Source organism: Eggerthella sp. 1_3_56FAA, from assembly GCF_000185625.1.
GTDB lineage: Bacteria > Actinomycetota > Coriobacteriia > Coriobacteriales > Eggerthellaceae > Eggerthella > Eggerthella lenta.
Genome location: NZ_GL622581.1, coordinates 632,914 through 648,904, shown reverse-complemented (window position 1 = coordinate 648,904; position 15,991 = coordinate 632,914). Strand labels below are relative to the sequence as shown.

Below are 15,991 nucleotides of genomic sequence, written 5' to 3'. Positions count from 1 at the left end.
GTTAGGCTTTCGTGATCTGGGCGATGATGGAGTGCGCCGGGCCGTTGCCCTTGGCAAGCGGCGTCGGGCGGTACGTGGTCAGCGTGTTGACGCACGCGCCCTCGTCCACGCGGTCGCCGTTCATGTCGGCCTTGTGCCACGCGCCCTGCGGGATGCCGATGGTGCCCGGGATGATGCGCGACGTGACCAAAGCCTCGATGCGGATCTCGCCGGCGGGGCTCTTCACGGCCACCGTGTCGCCGCTGGCGATGCCGCGCGACTCGGCGTCGGCGGGGTTGATCCACAGCTGCTGGCGCGCCACCTGCTCCAGCTCGGGGATGAAGCCGAAGGAGGAGTGGGTGCGGCTCTTGTGATGGAAGCCCGTGCAGTACAGCGGGTACTCGTCGGTCACCGAGCCGTAGCCCTGGAAGCCGGGCGTGAACACGGGGATGGGGTTGATGACGTCGCCCTCTTCGAGCTCCCACGTGGCGGCGATCTCGGCCAGCTGCTCGGAGTAGATCTCGATCTTGCCCGACGGCGTGGACAGCGGGTTCTTCACCGGGTCGGTGCGGAAGTCCACCAGGCCGATGGCCGGCTCCAGCGGACGCTTGTACACGCCTTGGGCCTTGATCTCGTCCCAGGTGGGCATGTTGCCGTCGGCTTTCGCGCCGGCCTCGTAGAGCTCCTTGATCCAGTCTTCCTGCGTCTTGCCCTCGGTGAACGCGTCCTTCTTGCCGAACTTGTCGGCGATGTCGGCGCATACGTCGTAGCTGGAGCGGCACTCGCCCGGCGCTTCCTGCGCGGGCCCGCCCACGACGACGGCGGTGTAGTATTCGGAGTAGCCCTGCGTCTGCATGTTCAGCTGCTCGGAGCGCATGGCGTCGGGCAGCAGAATGTCGGCGTACTTGGCGGAGTCGGTCATCACGGTGTCCCACACCAGGATGAACTCCAGCTTGCTCTCGTCTGCCAAAACGTCGTGCGTGTAGTTGATGTCGCCGTGCTGGTTCGTGATGCAGTTGCCCGCGTAGTTCCACAGGAACTTGATGTCGTTGTTCAGCTTGTCGGCGCCCACGATGCCGGCGTTGGTGGCCGTCATCTCCTTGCCGTGGTCCACGGCGTTGATCCACTGGTACACCGGGATGGCCGTCTTGATGGGGTTCTCGAACGGCAGGCTTCCCACGAGATAGGTGGGCGGTTCGGCCTCGCGCTGGCCGGTGTTCGTGCCGGGCAGGCCGATCTTGCCGATGAGCACGGGCAGCATGCAGATGGCGCGCGACGTGTCCTCGCCGTTCGTGTGGCGCTGCGGGCCCCAGCCTTGGCAGATGAACGGCGCCTCGGCGGCGGCGATGTCGGCTGCCAGCTGCTTGATGCGCTCGGCCGGGATGCCGGTGATGGGGGCGGCCCACTCGGCGGTCTTCTCTACCATGTCGTAGCCGGTGCCCATGATGTAGTCCTTGTAGGACTTGTTCTGGCCCTTGGCGCTCTCGGGCATGGTGTCCTCGTCGTAGCCGACGCAGTACTCGTCCAGGAAGCCCTTGTCCACCTGGTCGTTCGCGATCCACTCGTGCGCGATGGCGGACGCCAGCGCGGCGTCGGTGCCGGGACGGATGGGCAGCCACTCGTCCGGGTGTCCCGAGCACGACTCGTTCATGCGGTAGTCGATGTTGACGATCTTGCCGCCGCGGCCGGTGACGGACTCGCGCACCTTCGCGAAGTCCCACACGGCGTTCGCGCCGCCCATGCGGGTTTCCGCCGGGCTGTTGCCGAACATCACCACAAGGTCGGAGGCGCGCTCGGCCTCGGAGAACGAGGAAGCGTGCACGTTGTCGTACGGGCTGCACTTGCTGCCGTACATGAAGGGCAGCGCCACCTGCAGCATGTGGGTGGAGTAGTCGTACGCCTGGTTGATGTAGCCGCCCAGCAGGCCCAGCAGGCGCAGGCCCGGCTGCTTGCCGGTGGTGGAGTACATGCCGGTGGCGTAGTTCACGTAGATGGCGTCGTTGCCGTACGTGTCGATGACGCGCTTCAGCTCGCTGGCGATGGTGTCGATGGCCTCGTCCCAGCTGATCTCCTCGAACTTGCCCTCGCCACGCTTGCCGACGCGCTTCATGGGCTTCGTCAGGCGGTCGGGGCTGTTGATCCAGCGACGCATGGAGCGGCCGCGCAGGCAGGCGCGTGCCTGCAGATCGACGTCGCCGGTGTTGTCGGACTCCATGTAGACGATCTTGCCGTCCTGGGAGTGCCACTGGAAGACGCAGTTGCCGCCGCAGTTGACGTTGCACTGGCTCCACGAGATCTGGTCGGTCGATGCGCCCGCGCCCTCGCTTGCGGCGCCCTTCTCGTCCTTCGGCGCGCAGCCGTACAGCGCGGTCGATCCGGCAGCGCCGGCAAGCGCCAGGCCGGCCAGCGATCCCTTGACGAACGTGCGGCGCGATACGCTCGATTCGTTCATGGTCATGGTTCCCTCCTCTTGCTTCGATTGTTCCTCTCGCCTGTTCCAAAGTACCGGAAACAGCTGGCGGGGGAATCACACTCGTCATGTGATTTAAGAACAAAACCCCAGGTAGGAGTCATCACTATTCTCTGAATCCCCCGTTTCGGAGCCGACGGCTATGCTACCATGCGAAGCGTCGTGCAAGCTGGGATAGGAGGGGTCGTGGAGCAAAGCTCATCGCGCATGCATGTGTCCAGTTGGGGCTACGCATGTTTTCTCACGGTGAACGCCACGTCCATTTGGGGCGGTGTCTTCCCGTTTCTGCCGCTCGAATTCCAGACGGCGGAGATCACCCTCACGTTCTTCCTAGCCCAGGCGCTCGCGTTCGGCGGCGCGTTCGTAGCCAGCATGCTCGGATCGTACTACTTTCCGCGCGGCGCGCGTGTGATGCTGGTGTCGCTGAGCGCGCTGTTGGTGTTCGCCGGGTCGGCCTGCCTTATCGCGGCCATGTACGTGCAGGCGGCCACGCTCCCGCTGGTGTTCGCCGGTGGCGTGTTGCTGGGCATCGGGTGCGCGGGCATGTTCATGCTATGGCAGCGCTACTTCGCGTCGCTGCCGTCGGCCGAGGGCAACTTGCGGCTCATCGTGGGCACGGCCATCGCGCCGCTCATCTACTTTGCGCTGTACCTCGTGCCCATCGCGCTGACGGCTTTCCTCATACCGCTCGTGTTCGTGCCCTTGTGCGGCCTTTGCATCGCGCTTTCGGTGCGCGAGATGCACGTGGACCAGCCTATGTTCGAGGACGTGCCGCAGCAGCATCCGCGCGTGTATCGGCAGGTGGTGGCCGACTATTGGCGCAGTGCGCTGTGCGTGGGGTCGCTCGCGTTCGCCAGCGGCGTCATCCGCGGCATCGCGCTTCTGCACGAGGATATCGGCGCAGTGGTGAACAGCGCGTCGATGCTGGGCTCGTTGGTGTCGGCGGTGGTGCTGTTGGTGCTGTGGTACCGCATGAGCTTCCGGTTCGGGCTGACCTCGGTGTTCCGTGTGGTGTATCCGCTCATCATCACGGGGTTCTTGCTGCTGCCGTTTTTGGGTGCGACCTATCTCAACCTGTTCGCGGCGCTTACGTACATGGTGTTCTCGCTAGTGCAGATGCTCATGATGATGCAGTGCGCGCAGATCTCGCGCGACCGCGGCATCAACCCGGTGTTCATCTACGGGTTCTTCGGCGGCGTGGCCTACATCATGCAGAGCGCCGGCTTCTTGCTGGGCTGGGTGAGCGACTTCATGTGGATCGGCGGTCGCGAGTGGTTGTTCATCGTGGCCATGGTATCGAGCTACGTGCTGGGCCTCACGCTGCTGGCGGCCACGGGCACGCTGTTCAAATCGCTGGCGGCGAAGGGCACGGTGACGGCCGATCCCATCGAGTTCCTGGCGGTCGGCGCGCCGGAGGAGCCGCGGCAGCAGAAGGCGGCGAAACCTGCGGCAAAGCGCCGACGGAATCGCCCTTCGGCATCCGAAGACGCGGGCGTCATCCGCGATCGCACGTCGAAGCAATGTCTCATGCTGCAGGAGGCGCACGGGTTGTCGACGCGCGAAACGGAGGTCATGGAGCTTATCGCGCGCGGGAACAGCATGGCCGCCATCGCCGAGCGCCTGGTCATCAGCGAGAACACCGTGCGCACGCACGCGAAGCACATTTACACGAAGCTCGACATCCACCGTCGTCAAGAGCTGTTGGACATGCTGCATGAATGAGGGCGGGCTTCGCCACGATCCCAAGTGCTATACTGATGCCCGATCGACTGAAAGGCGTAGAGCATGGCACAGGATCTTCCCAACGGGTTCACCGGTTTCTCGCAACGCAGGCCCAACGGCTTCGTGTCGGCGAGCGCGGCGATGGGTACGCCGCGATACGTAGGCGAGCAGCCTCCGGCGGGCAACGCGGCCAACAAGGGCGCGTACGAGGCGGCCACGGCGGCGTTCAGCAGCGGAGCGGAGGGCGCGTTCCAGTACGCGCGCGACCACGCGCGGCCCGACGGCGAGCCGGCCCAATTCGACCCCGACAAGCTGCGCCTCATTCCCGACGTCGACCGCCGCTGGTCGTGGACCGAGATCGACCTCAACGCCATCCGTCATAACACGAGCGCCGTCAAGCAGCGCATCGACAACGGCGTGCGCCTCATGGCCGTGGTGAAGGCCGACGGATACGGTCACGGCGCGGTGCGCTGTGCCAAGACCGCGCTCAACTCCGGCGCCGACTACCTGGGCGTGGCCACGGTGAACGAAGCCATCGAGCTGCGCGAGGCGCTGGTAAACGCGCCCATCCTCGTTCTTTCGCAGCCGCCCGAGACGGCCATCCCGCTGCTTCTGGCTTACAAGGTCATGCCGAGCGTCTATACCTCCGAGTTCGCCATCCAGTACGCCGAGGCCGCCGACGCGTACGGCGTGCGCGCTCCGTACCACCTGGCGGTGAACACGGGTATGAACCGCATCGGCGTGCGCCACGACGAAGTGGTCGAGTTCATGGGGCAGGTGAGCTTCCATCGCGCGCTCGACCTCGTGGGCACGTTCACGCACTTCGCCACGGCCGACTCCGCGGAGACGTTGGACTTCCAGATCCAGGTGAAGCGGTTCATCGAGGCCGTCACGGCGCTGCGCACGGCAGGCGTCAACCCCGGCATCGTGCATGCGGCGAACTCGGCCGCGGCCATCCGCTATCCTGACGTGCAGTTCGACATGGTGCGCCTGGGCATCGCCATGTACGGCCTGCATCCGTCGATCGTCACGCGTCCGATGATCGACCTGCACCCCGCCATGAGCGTGCACGCGCGCATCACCGACGTGCGCACGGTGCCCATGAGCGAGGGCGTGAGCTACGGCATGAACTACCGCAGTCCCGGCAGCGTGAAGATATGCACCGTGCCCGTGGGGTACGCCGACGGTCTGCGTCGCGGCCTGTCGGGGCGCACCGACGTGATCCTCAAGGGGCAGCGCTGCCATCAGGTGGGCAACATCTGCATGGACCAGTGCATGTTCGAGGTGGATCTGCGGGTGTACGGCAGCCGGCGCCGGCTCGATCCGATGATTGGCGACGAGGTGCTGCTGGTGGGACGCGAGGGCGATTCCGTGATCACCCTCGACGACATGGCGAACACGCTGGGCACCATCAACTACGAGCTGGCCTGCGGGTTCAGCTTGCGCATGCCGCGCGTGTACGTGTAGGAAAGGGGATTCGCATGACCAAGCCGCATATTCCGCTCGACGAGATACGCGCGCAGGTGGAAGGGTGCCGCAAATGCCCCTTGGCCGACGGTCGCACGCAGACGGTGTTCGGCGTGGGCAACCCCGAAGCGCGCGTCATGATCATCGGCGAGGCGCCGGGCAAGAACGAGGATCTGCAAGGCGAGCCCTTCGTGGGCGCGGCAGGCAAGTACCTCAACGAGCTGCTGGCCGTTGCCGGGCTCGTTCGCGAGGATGTATTCATCGCGAACGTGCTGAAGTGCCGCCCGCCCGGAAACCGCGACCCGCGCCCCGAGGAGATCGAGCTATGCACGCCGTACCTGCGCGAGCAGACGCGCACCATCGATCCCGAGTTCCTGGTGACGCTGGGGAACTTCTCCACGAAGTTCATCCTGAAGACGGATATCGGCATCACACGCCTGCACGGCACCGTGCAGCGCGCCGGCAAGTTCAAGGTGTTCCCCATCTTCCACCCGGCGGCCGCGCTGTACGACGGTTCCAAGCGCGAGGCGCTGGAGAACGACTTCGCCACGCTGGGCGAGCTGTTGCGCGCAAGCGAAGCCGAACGGGCCGCGGAGGCCGCCGCCAAAGCCGCCGAACCCCCGCACGTCGAGCAACCGCCGCTGCTGTAACGGCTCGGCGCAAGCGCCGTCCGCCCCCTTGCCTCATACAGCCCCGCTATCGAAAGGTTTCTTTCGATAGCGGGGCCTTTTCGCAGCGTAACGAAAAACAGCTGATTTCTTTCGTTAGCGGCTGACTTAGTGCGCAGCCCCCTTCGATCCGGGATCGCCCCTTTGGCGCTCGTGCAGCGGATCGAGGCCGAAATGGCAAAAAAAGCATCGAATTCGGAATGCATCGCAAGCCTTGAGCAAGCGCCGTGCGCGGCACCAGAAGAAGTGCTCTTCGCAATCAGGCATTATGCGGGGTGGTTATCCGGAGCACGGTCGGCTCGCAGTCGATCCCAGGCGGCAACTTCCGAATTCGATGCTTTTTTGCCATCTGGGTCTTCGTTGGATGCGCGGGAGGGGGTGAGGCACTACAGCCACTTCTTGCGCTTGAAGATGATGATTTCGATCACGACGATGATTACCGATACGGCGATGATGGCTTCGTAGCCCCAGCGCCAGTCAAGGCCGGGCATGTTCGTGAAATTCATGCCGAACCAGCTGGTCAGCAGCGTCAGCGGCGCGAACAACGTGGTGATAACCGTGAAGAACTGCATCGTGTTGTTCTGCTGCAGGTCGATTTGCGTCTGGTACAGTTCGCGCAACTGCAAGCTGTACTCCTTGAGGGTGAGCGAGCGCTTCAACAGGCGTTCGGCCTGACGTTCCGCTACCAGGAATAGGCGGCTTTCCTCCTTGCTGAGCAGCCCGTTCTCGTTTTCGGCTATGCCGCTGGCCATGTCCACCAGCTGCTGGTAGTACGTGTCGATGCGCAGCAGCTTGCGCCGGAACGTCAGCATGGTGCGGCTGTTGGCGTTCTTGCCGCGATCGATGATGGACTCCTCCACGTCCTCCATGCGATCCTCCAGATCGGCCAGGAAGGAGAGGTCGTTCTTCATGAGCATCTTCATGAACTCGAACAGGCAGTGACCGACGGTGGGCTGCTTCAAAACGCCTTGCGAGGCGATTTCCTCGAGAACGCGCGCGCAGGTGGTGCCGTCGTCGAGGAACACCAGATGCGTGGCGTCGAAGTAGAACGCGAAGCAGAGCGGGTCGAACAGGATGTGGTTCTTGTTGGGCACGGCGAACGATCCGATGAGGCAGTGGGGGAACACATCGAGGTAGGTGTTCTCGACCGTGTATATGGAGCGCAGCGACTCCCGCGTCTCGGAGCTGAGGAAGCAGGCCTCGCCAATTTCCAGCGAGTTGAGCACTTCGACCACCGGCTGATCGGCGTCGATGGGCGTGCCTGCCGGGGCGGCTTGCAGGCGGTTGTGCAGAAAGTAGAGGTGAGCCATCGCGTTCTCCCAAACGAAACCCCGGGCGTCTTGCCCGCGGACCGGACGATTCCCCAGCTTACCATGCAGGAGCCTCCCTGCATGCTCTCCGGTTGCTCCGTTGGGGGATTGTTGACGCACGCCAGAACATTGAGAAACCCTTCCGGCGCGATTTCCTCCACTGGCCGGGTGGAAACATGCTCGTAACATAGGTGCGGCAGCGCCTTTGCTATACTGACGGCCACATCTACGAGACGGCACCGCTTTCGGTGCTGCTTTTGTATCTGAGACGAGAAGGGCAGTGACGTGTATCCCATCGAACAGGTAGAGGCGCTCAATCCCGAGGTGACGCGCATGGTGGTGCGCGCGCCCGAGATCGCGAAGAAGATCAAGCCGGGTCAGTTCATCATGCTGCGCATCGACGAGCAGGGCGAGCGCATCCCGTTGACCATGAACGACTGCGACCCGGAGGCGGGCACGATTACGATCATCTTCCAGGCGGTTGGCGCCACCACGATGCGCCTCGCCCAGATGAAAGCGGGCGACGCGCTGCAGGACTTCGCCGGGCCGTTGGGCAACCCCACCGAGCTGGAAGGCGCGAAGCGCGCGTGCGTCATCGGCGGCGGTTTGGGAACAGCCATCGCGTTTCCTCAGGCCAAGTGGCTGTACGACCATGGCTGCGAGGTGGATGTTATCACCGGCTTCCGCAACAAGGATCTTGTGCTGCTGGAAGACGAGATCAACCAGCATTCTACGCGCCAGATCATCATGACCGACGACGGCTCGAACGGCAACAAGGGCCTGGTGACACAGGCGCTGCAGCGGCGCATCGACGAGGGAGCGGACTACGACCTCGTGCTGGCCGTGGGCCCCGTCATCATGATGAAGTTCGTGGCCGCCACCACGAAGCCCTACGGCATCAAAACGTACGTGAGCATGAACCCTCTCATGATCGACGGCACCGGCATGTGCGGCGGTTGCCGCGTGAAGGTAGGCGACGAGTACCTGCACGCGTGCGTGGACGGCCCAGACTTCGATGGCCATCTGGTGGACTTCGACGACGCCATGCGTCGCGGCGTGATGTACCGGAGCTTCGAGGCCGAGGCGCGCGAAGGACGCTCGTGCGGCGCGCATGCGGGCGACGAGCGGAAGGGGGCCTAGCATGGCGCGGACGAACTACGAGGTGAACAGGCAGAAGACGCGCGTTCCCATGCCGGAGCTCGATCCGGTCGAGCGTGCGCAGACGTTCGACGAGGTGGCTCTGGGCTACTCCGAAGAAGAGGCGGTAGCTGAGGCGCGCCGCTGCATCCAGTGCCCGAACGCTCCGTGCGTGGGCGGCTGCCCCGTGGGCGTTCCCATCCCGCAGTTTATCGCGCAGGTGGCCGAGGGCAATTTCGCCCGCGCGTACGCCATAGTGAAGAGCGCGAACTCGCTGCCTGCCATCTGCGGACGCGTGTGCCCGCAGGAGACGCAGTGCGAGGGCGTGTGCACGCGCGGAAAGAACGGCGAGCCCGTTTCTATCGGTCGTCTGGAGCGCTTCACGTCCGACTGGGCGTTCGAGCACCCTGAGGAAGCGGCTGCGGCTATGGAGGAGTTCGCGTGCGAAGGCGAAGGGCTCGTCGAGCAGACGGCCGGCGATGACGCGGCGGCATCGATCGACCTTTCCGGCAAGCGCGTGGCCGTTGTGGGCTCGGGCCCGGCGTCGCTGACGTGCGCGGGCGAGCTGGCGAAGCTGGGCTGCGACGTGACCGTGTTCGAGGCGCTGCACAAGGTGGGCGGCGTGCTGACCTACGGCATCCCCGAGTTCCGTCTTCCGAAGGACCTCGTGCAGCGCGAGGTGTCGAAGCTGGGCGACAAGGGCGTGTCGTTCGAGGTGAACGCGCTGGTGGGCAAGCTCTACGACATCGACGAGCTCATGGAGGATCGCGGCTTCGACGCGGTGTTCGTGGGCACGGGCGCGGGGCTTCCCAGCTACCTGGGCATCGAGGGCGAGGGCCTCAACGGCGTGTCGGTGGCAAGCGAGCTGCTGACCCGCGTGAACCTTATGAAGGCGTACCTGTTCCCCGAGTACGAGACGCCGGTGTACGCTGGCAAGAAGTGCGTGGTGGTGGGCGGCGGCAACGTGGCCATGGACGCCGCGCGCACGGCGAGGCGCCTGGGCGCCGAGGTGACCGTGGTGTACCGCCGCGGCCGCGAGGAGATGCCGGCGCGCGCCGAGGAAGTGCACCATGCCGAGCAGGAGGGCATCCGTTTCCAGCTGCTGACGAACCCGACGCGCATCCTGGGCGATGAGAAGGGCTGGGTGTCCGGCGTCGAATGCGTGCGCATGGAGCTGGGCGAGCCTGACGCGAGCGGCCGTCGCCGCCCGACGGCGGTCGAGGGCAGCGAGTTCGTCATCGACATCGACATGCTGGTGATCGCCGTGGGGTCGAAGACCAACCCGCTGATCGCGAAGACCACGCCGGACCTCGAGGTGACGCCTCGCAGCCTGATCGTGGCCGACGACGACACGGGTGCCACGTCGAAGCCGGGCGTGTTCGCCGGCGGCGACGCGGTCATCGGCGCGGCCACCGTGATCCTGGCCATGGGTGCCGGCAAGCGCGCCGCCGCGGGCATCGCGGAGTATTTGACGCAGGACTAGACTGAATACCGTTGTACAAGGGAACGAGTGTTTCATTTGAAACACTCGTTCGTGTTTTTTTGGGAGGCTGGATATGCCGTTCGATCCTATCGCCTACATCAACGAGCCCCGCTGGATGGAATCGCGCTTGGGGCTCGATCGCATTCGCGAGCTGCTCGACCGGCTGGGCCGTCCGCAGGACCGCCTCAAGTTCGTGCACGTGGCCGGCACGAACGGCAAGGGTTCGACCTGCGCGTACCTGGCTTCCATCTTGCAAGCGGCCGGCTTGCGCACGGGGCTGTTCACCAGCCCCTACCTGATCACGTTCGAGGAGCGCATCCGCGTGGACGGCGTTAACATCGCGCTGGACCAACTGGCCGAGGTCGCGTTGCTCGTGAAGGAGCAGGCCGAGGCCATGACCGATCACCCCACCGAATTCGAGCTGATGACGGCGGTGGCGCTCGTGCACTTCGCGCGCCAGGGCTGCGACATCGTGGTGCTGGAAGTGGGCCTCGGCGGGCGCCTGGACTCCACGAACGTCATCGACGCGCCCGAAACGGCCGTCATCGCGCGCATCGGCCTCGACCACACGAAGCTGCTCGGTACCACGCTGGCCGCCATCGCGGGCGAGAAGGCCGGCATCGTCAAACCGGGGTCGGCCGTGGTGTCGTGGCCGCAGGACGCCGAGGTCATGGCCGTGGTCGAAGCGGCCGCAGCCGCGGCCGACGATACGCTGACGGTGCCCGATTTCGCACAGCTTGCCGTGGGGGCCGTCGACTGGCACGCCCCCGGGGCTCCCGTGCGCTCGTTCTCGTATGGGCGCTTTGCGAACTTGCGCACAAAGCTATTGGGTTCGTATCAGCCGTCGAACGCGGCGCTGGCTATCGAGACGGCCGTCGCGCTGCGCGAGCGCGGATGGCGCATATCCGACGAAGCGGTGCGCCAGGGCGTCGCAGATGCCGCATGGCCTGGGCGCTTCGAGATCGTGCGCGCGGGGGAGGGCGAACCGACCATCGTCGTAGACGGCGGTCACAACCCGCAGGGCGCTCAGGCGCTCGTCGATTCGCTGGTCGACGTGTTTCCCGGTCGCAAGCCCGTGTTTATTATCGGCGTGCTGGAGGACAAGGACTATCCGGTCATGCTGGAGACGGTGCTGCCGCACGGCTCGGCGTTCGTCGCGGTGGCACCCGACAATCCGCGCGCGCTGCCCGCCAGCAAGCTGGCGCGCGCCATCCGTTGGACCGGGCAGGATCTGCTGGGGTGCTCGGCGTGCGTAAACCCGTACGTCGCGCGCGATATGGCCGACGCGCTGGCGCATGCGCGTGAGCTGGCCGGCCCCGACGGCCTCATCTGCTCGTTCGGCAGTCTGTACTCCGTTGGCGCGCTGAAGGAGTTGCTGGCAGGGTAGACCTCACTCCCTGTTCTGCAGCAGGTCGATCAGTTCCTGCTTCGAATGCACGTCCAGCTTCGCGTAGACGTTCTTCGCGTGCGTGCGCACCGTGTTCTCCGACAGGCACAGCGCGTCGGCGATGTAAGCCTTGCTGCGCCCCTGCGCGATGAGCAGCGCGACCTCCGTCTCGCGCTCCGACAGGTCGAATTCCTCGCGGAACCAGTCCTGAGCGCTCGGCGCCTTCTTGGCGTCCAGCACCCCGGGCGCCGCTCCGTCGGCCGCTTGCGGCGCGGCGAACGCGCCCGACGCTTCAGGTGCCAGGCTTGCAACGGGTGCCGACGGCTTCGGCTCCCTCGCGCGCCGTTCCGGTTTGGGCGCTTCGTCCTCGGCGAATAGCGGCCGCATCTTCAAGATGCCGTCCGACAGCAGCAGCGCCATGCTGGCGGCCAGCGCGAACACCACGATGCCGATGACGGCGGTCACCGCGTACGACGATGCGCCCACCGCGCCCAGCACCATGATCAGCACGCGGCCCGCGTCGCGCGACAGCACGCGCGACGCCCAGGCGAATCCGTACACGGCGTACACGTCGGTGGTGGCGTGGCGCGCCACGTCCTGCAGCGTGATCCACAGCACGCCCAGCATCAGCGTGTCGGCGATGTTCACGGTGGCGATGGCCAGCCCCGTGAAGTGCCCGGGGAACACCGACAGGATCAGCATCCCCACGGCCACCAGCATGATCTCGATGCGCCAGAGGAACGAGAAGCTCAGCCGCTTGCGTTTCACGATGAACCACCAGATGATGAACAGGCTGATGATCACCACGCCCATCTGGTGCACCACGCGCTGCAGCGCGTCCATAGGCACCGGCTCGCCCGCCGGGAATCCGCGCGAGATGCCCAGCGCCAGCCCGAACACCGCCAAGCCGCCGAAGATGAACAGCATGGTGGTGCGCGGTTCCTTGTCGTATACGGGCTCGGGTGCGGGAAGCTGGCCCACGTCGGCTTTCATGGCGCGCTGGTAGCATAAAAGCGCGATGGCCGGCATGAACATGCTGATCGTGTAGCTGAGGAGGTCGGGCAGGAAACTCAGCGCCAAGCCGCCGACGGATCCGAGGGCCAGCGACAAGAACCCGTACAGCACCGATTGGCGCAGGCCCAGCCGCACGTAGGCCGCCGTCCACATGCCGCCGCCCAGCGCGCCGCCGATGCCGGCCAAGACGCTGGCCACTGCCAGGATCTCGACCGCGCCGGTCTCCTTGCCCGCCAAGATAAGCACGGTGGAGAACGTCATCACCGTGAAACCCAGCCACGCCACCGCCGTGCGGCCTCCCTTCGAGAAGGGCTTGCGCAGCGCGATGGCCGCGCCGATGACCATCACCAGGCCGTACGCGAGGTTGTTGACCACCGTGAACAGCCCGTCGTCGCTTTGGGTGTACGAGGCGAACAGGTTCACTTGCAGCCAGACGCGCGTGGCTGCCAGCCCGAGAAACGATGGCAGGAAGGTGCCGCCCATGAGGGCGATTATTTGGCTTGTTCGAGCGGCGGCGCTCGTGTGCGGCATCGATCCTCGATTCTTTTTCTGGGGATGAGGTACGGCAACCAGTATATACGAGCATGCGCGGACGCGTGCGCAACGCACAGAACGCGTCCTCACACCTTCCGGGTGAATCTGGGCGGCACCGGGTGGTTTCACCCGGAAGGTGGCTTCTGATCTGCGCGCATCGTGCGTAGAGTGCAGGGTATGAAGCAGAACCCCAGGGAGGAAAGGATCAATGATGACGGGAATCAAGACGGGACGCTCCGCCACCCAGCCGACGAGGGCTTCCGTGCCGTTGACGCGCCGCCAGTTCGCCCAGGCGATGACCGGCGGCCTGGCCACGTTGGCGCTGGGCGGCCTGTTCGGCTGCGCACCGCAACAGGCTGCGGCGGCCGAGGCGCACGAGACGATGGACTACGACGTGGTGGTTCTGGGAGGCGGCGGCGCCGGCGTGACGGCTGCGGGCCAGGCTGCGGCGGCCGGCGCGAAAACCGTGCTGGTGGAGAAGATGGCGTGGCTGGCGGGTTCCAGTTCGCTGGCCATCGGCACGCTGTACGGCGCGGGCACGAAGCTGCAGAAGGAGGCCGGCATCGAGGATACGCCGGAGGGCCTGCTGGAGTACTTCCTGTCGCGCGGCGGCGACAAGCTGGACTACGACGTGCAGAAGTTCTGCGCCGAGCATTTCGGGGAAACCATCGACTGGCTGTACGAGGATCTGAAGGTGCCCTTCAAGGAAACGGTGTCCAAGAAGGGCAAGGATCCTGTTCCGCGCGGCCATAACTGCTCGAACAACGCCATGGACTACCTGCGCGCGGTCACGGCGTACGCGCAGGAACAGGGCGCCGAGTTCCACTTCGGCACCACGGTGGAATCGCTTGTCGTGGACGAGGGCGGCGCGGTGACCGGCGTGCTCGCTAAGCGAGGGAACGGCTCGACGGTGCTCTACAACGCGAAGAACGTGATCGTGGCCACGGGCGGGTTCTGTCGCAACGCCGACATGATCGACGAGTACATGCCCGACTATTCCAGCGTGTACACCGAAGTGGGCGTCGGCTGCACGGGCGAGGGCCTGCGGATGGGCCTCGACATCGGCGCGGACTACGTGGGCCACGGCGGCACGAATGGCATCCTCGCCTGCCCGGTCGAGCCGGGCCAGTCGAAGCTGATCAGCAACAAGGCGCTGTGGATCAACTCCAAGGGCGAGCGCTTCGCCAACGAGGCCGGCCAGACCCACGACATCTACTATGATGTGGCGCACTTCGACGACCAGAAGTTCTTCGCGGTGTACGACCAGGCCATGGTGGACGCGCTCGACGACGACCTGCGCTCGAAGTTCGAATTCGGCCTGGAGCAGGGCATGTTCGCCCAGGGCGACACAGTGGCCGAAGCCGCGGCAGCGCTCGGCATCGACGGCGCCGCAGCGCAGGCGGCGCTCGACGGGTACAACGAGCTGGCCGCTGCGGGCGAGGACGCCCAGTTCAAGAAGAAGGCCGAGGTGCTCGTCCCGCTCACGGAGGCTCCCTACTACGTGCTGACCATGGGCGTGTGCACGCACGGCAGCTTCGGCGGCTACCGCGTGAACACCGAGTTCCAGGTGCTCGATACGAACGGCCAGCCCATTCCGCACCTGTACGCGGCGGGCGAGGTGTGCTGCGGCACGTTCATCTACGACGACTACCCGGCGGGCGGCTGCGGCCTTAACTGGTCCTACACTTCCGGCCGCTACTCGGGCAAGAACGCGGCCAAGGCAGCGCTCGCGTAAGACCTCCCGCTGAAAGCACCCTCCCTGAACAAGCGAAGACCCGCCGATCGGCGGGTCTTCGCGGTGCTGCTTGCAGGGTCGTGCTTACAAGGAGTCGATGTACTCCACGAGGGCGCCCACGGTGTCGAGGCCCTCGGGCTCGCCGAAGTCCACGTCGCAGGCCTCTTCGAGGTCGCAGATCAGCTCGACCATGTCGAGCGAGTCGATGCCCAGCGAGTCGAACGTCGAGCTCTCCTCAACGGTGTTCGGATCGATATCGAGGTTCTCCTCGAGGATGGTCTTGATGGTGTCGATGGTTGCCATGCTCTTATTCCTCCGTCTGCTTGAGCAGGCCGTAGCCGCCGTCGTCGCGACGGTACAGCACGTTCACCATGCCGCTGTCGCGGTCGGTGTAGGCGAAGAAGTCGTGACCCAGAAGGTCGATCTTCACGAGCGCTTCCTCCTCGGTCAGCGGCTCGAACTCGATCGTCTTCACGCGCACCACTTCGTCATCGGCGGCAAGTTCCTGCATGAGCCCGTCCACGTCCAGCTCGCCCGCTGCGGCAGGCTCGGCCATGCGGATGGTTTCGTCGGCGGCGCGCAGCTTGCGGTCGACGACCTTCGTCTTGTACTTGCGCAGCTGGCGGACCACCTTGGCTGCGGCCACGTCGATGGCCGCGTACATGTCCTCTTCGTGTTCTTCAACACGAATAATGTGGCCCTTCGTGCGCAGCGTGACTTCGCAGACGGCGGGGCGGGGGTTGGCAGGGTTCTTCTCGACGAACAGCACGACCTCGGCAACAAGCGGGTCGATGTCCATGACCTTCATGGAATTGCCGATCTTCTCCTCGGCGTACTCGCGAAGCGCGTCGGTTACAGGCATCTTGCGTCCGGTGACGGTAATGCTCATAGCGATCACCTCTTACCTCGTGGCGAATAAAAAAACAGCTCGGTCGCCGTCGTCGTACCTGGTCATACGAGCGATCGGGTGATATGCCCTCCACGCGAATCCCAAGCCGACTCCTAACGCCTAAGCTGATGAGTACAGAATAGCGCAATTCTCAGCGTTTTGCCCGGTCATTTTGATCTGTTGTGAAATCGATCTA

The 15,991-nt window shown here is 65.1% G+C and carries 12 protein-coding genes; 7 read left to right on the top strand and 5 right to left on the bottom strand.

Translation table 11 applies throughout. From position 1 onward, the window contains the following. Position 1: 1 nt before the first annotated feature. Positions 2–2,437 (bottom strand): DMSO/selenate family reductase complex A subunit, encoded by a 2,436-nt coding sequence (locus HMPREF1023_RS13065; protein WP_009306899.1) that lies wholly within the window; start codon positions 2,435–2,437, stop codon positions 2–4. A 198-nt stretch (positions 2,438–2,635) separates the two neighbouring features. On the opposite strand from HMPREF1023_RS13065, the gene HMPREF1023_RS13060 reads away from it, so the two are divergent. From HMPREF1023_RS13060 to HMPREF1023_RS13050, 3 genes are all read left to right on the top strand, one after another. Then, positions 2,636–4,171, top strand: coding sequence for a helix-turn-helix transcriptional regulator (locus HMPREF1023_RS13060; protein WP_009306898.1), 1,536 nt, complete (start codon positions 2,636–2,638; stop codon positions 4,169–4,171). 63 nt (positions 4,172–4,234) lie between these two features. Further along, positions 4,235–5,638, top strand: a complete 1,404-nt coding sequence (alr, locus tag HMPREF1023_RS13055; protein ID WP_009306897.1) for an alanine racemase — start codon at positions 4,235–4,237, stop codon at positions 5,636–5,638. Positions 5,639–5,652: 14 nt separating this feature from the next. Next, on the top strand, positions 5,653–6,288 hold the full coding sequence (locus HMPREF1023_RS13050) for a uracil-DNA glycosylase family protein (RefSeq protein WP_009306896.1): 636 nt from the start codon (positions 5,653–5,655) through the stop codon (positions 6,286–6,288). A gap of 404 nt (positions 6,289–6,692) precedes the next feature. Here HMPREF1023_RS13050 and HMPREF1023_RS13045 read toward each other — a convergent pair whose 3' ends face one another. Further along, complete coding sequence (locus tag HMPREF1023_RS13045) at positions 6,693–7,616, bottom strand: CorA family divalent cation transporter (RefSeq protein WP_009306895.1); 924 nt, start codon at positions 7,614–7,616, stop codon at positions 6,693–6,695. A 285-nt stretch (positions 7,617–7,901) separates the two neighbouring features. Here HMPREF1023_RS13045 and HMPREF1023_RS13040 point away from each other — a divergent pair, with 285 nt between their 5' ends. The 3 genes from HMPREF1023_RS13040 to HMPREF1023_RS13030 all read left to right on the top strand — a co-directional run bounded on the left by HMPREF1023_RS13040 (position 7,902) and on the right by HMPREF1023_RS13030 (position 11,623). Continuing rightward, positions 7,902–8,756 (top strand): sulfide/dihydroorotate dehydrogenase-like FAD/NAD-binding protein, encoded by an 855-nt coding sequence (locus HMPREF1023_RS13040; protein ID WP_009306894.1) that lies wholly within the window; start codon positions 7,902–7,904, stop codon positions 8,754–8,756. A 1-nt stretch (position 8,757) separates the two neighbouring features. Then, the gene (gene gltA, locus HMPREF1023_RS13035; RefSeq protein WP_009306893.1) at positions 8,758–10,236 is read left to right on the top strand and encodes an NADPH-dependent glutamate synthase; all 1,479 of its coding nucleotides are present in this window, start codon (positions 8,758–8,760) and stop codon (positions 10,234–10,236) included. A gap of 73 nt (positions 10,237–10,309) precedes the next feature. After that, entirely contained in the window at positions 10,310–11,623 is a 1,314-nt protein-coding gene (locus tag HMPREF1023_RS13030) for a folylpolyglutamate synthase/dihydrofolate synthase family protein (RefSeq protein ID WP_009306892.1), read from the top strand. A 3-nt stretch (positions 11,624–11,626) separates the two neighbouring features. Here HMPREF1023_RS13030 and HMPREF1023_RS13025 read toward each other — a convergent pair whose 3' ends face one another. Then, entirely contained in the window at positions 11,627–13,168 is a 1,542-nt protein-coding gene (locus HMPREF1023_RS13025) for a response regulator transcription factor (RefSeq protein ID WP_114552459.1), read from the bottom strand. Between the two features lie 211 nt (positions 13,169–13,379). Here HMPREF1023_RS13025 and HMPREF1023_RS13020 point away from each other — a divergent pair, with 211 nt between their 5' ends. After that, positions 13,380–14,906 carry an FAD-dependent oxidoreductase gene (locus HMPREF1023_RS13020; protein WP_229041036.1) on the top strand — a complete coding sequence of 509 codons (1,527 nt, stop codon included), beginning with the start codon at positions 13,380–13,382 and terminating at the stop codon, positions 14,904–14,906. 84 nt (positions 14,907–14,990) lie between these two features. Here HMPREF1023_RS13020 and HMPREF1023_RS13015 read toward each other — a convergent pair whose 3' ends face one another. Both HMPREF1023_RS13015 and hpf read right to left on the bottom strand, forming a co-directional pair. Then, positions 14,991–15,209 carry an acyl carrier protein gene (locus HMPREF1023_RS13015; RefSeq protein WP_009306889.1) on the bottom strand — a complete coding sequence of 73 codons (219 nt, stop codon included), beginning with the start codon at positions 15,207–15,209 and terminating at the stop codon, positions 14,991–14,993. Positions 15,210–15,213: 4 nt separating this feature from the next. Then, positions 15,214–15,795, bottom strand: coding sequence for a ribosome hibernation-promoting factor, HPF/YfiA family (gene hpf, locus HMPREF1023_RS13010; protein ID WP_009306888.1), 582 nt, complete (start codon positions 15,793–15,795; stop codon positions 15,214–15,216). Positions 15,796–15,991: the final 196 nt, after the last annotated feature.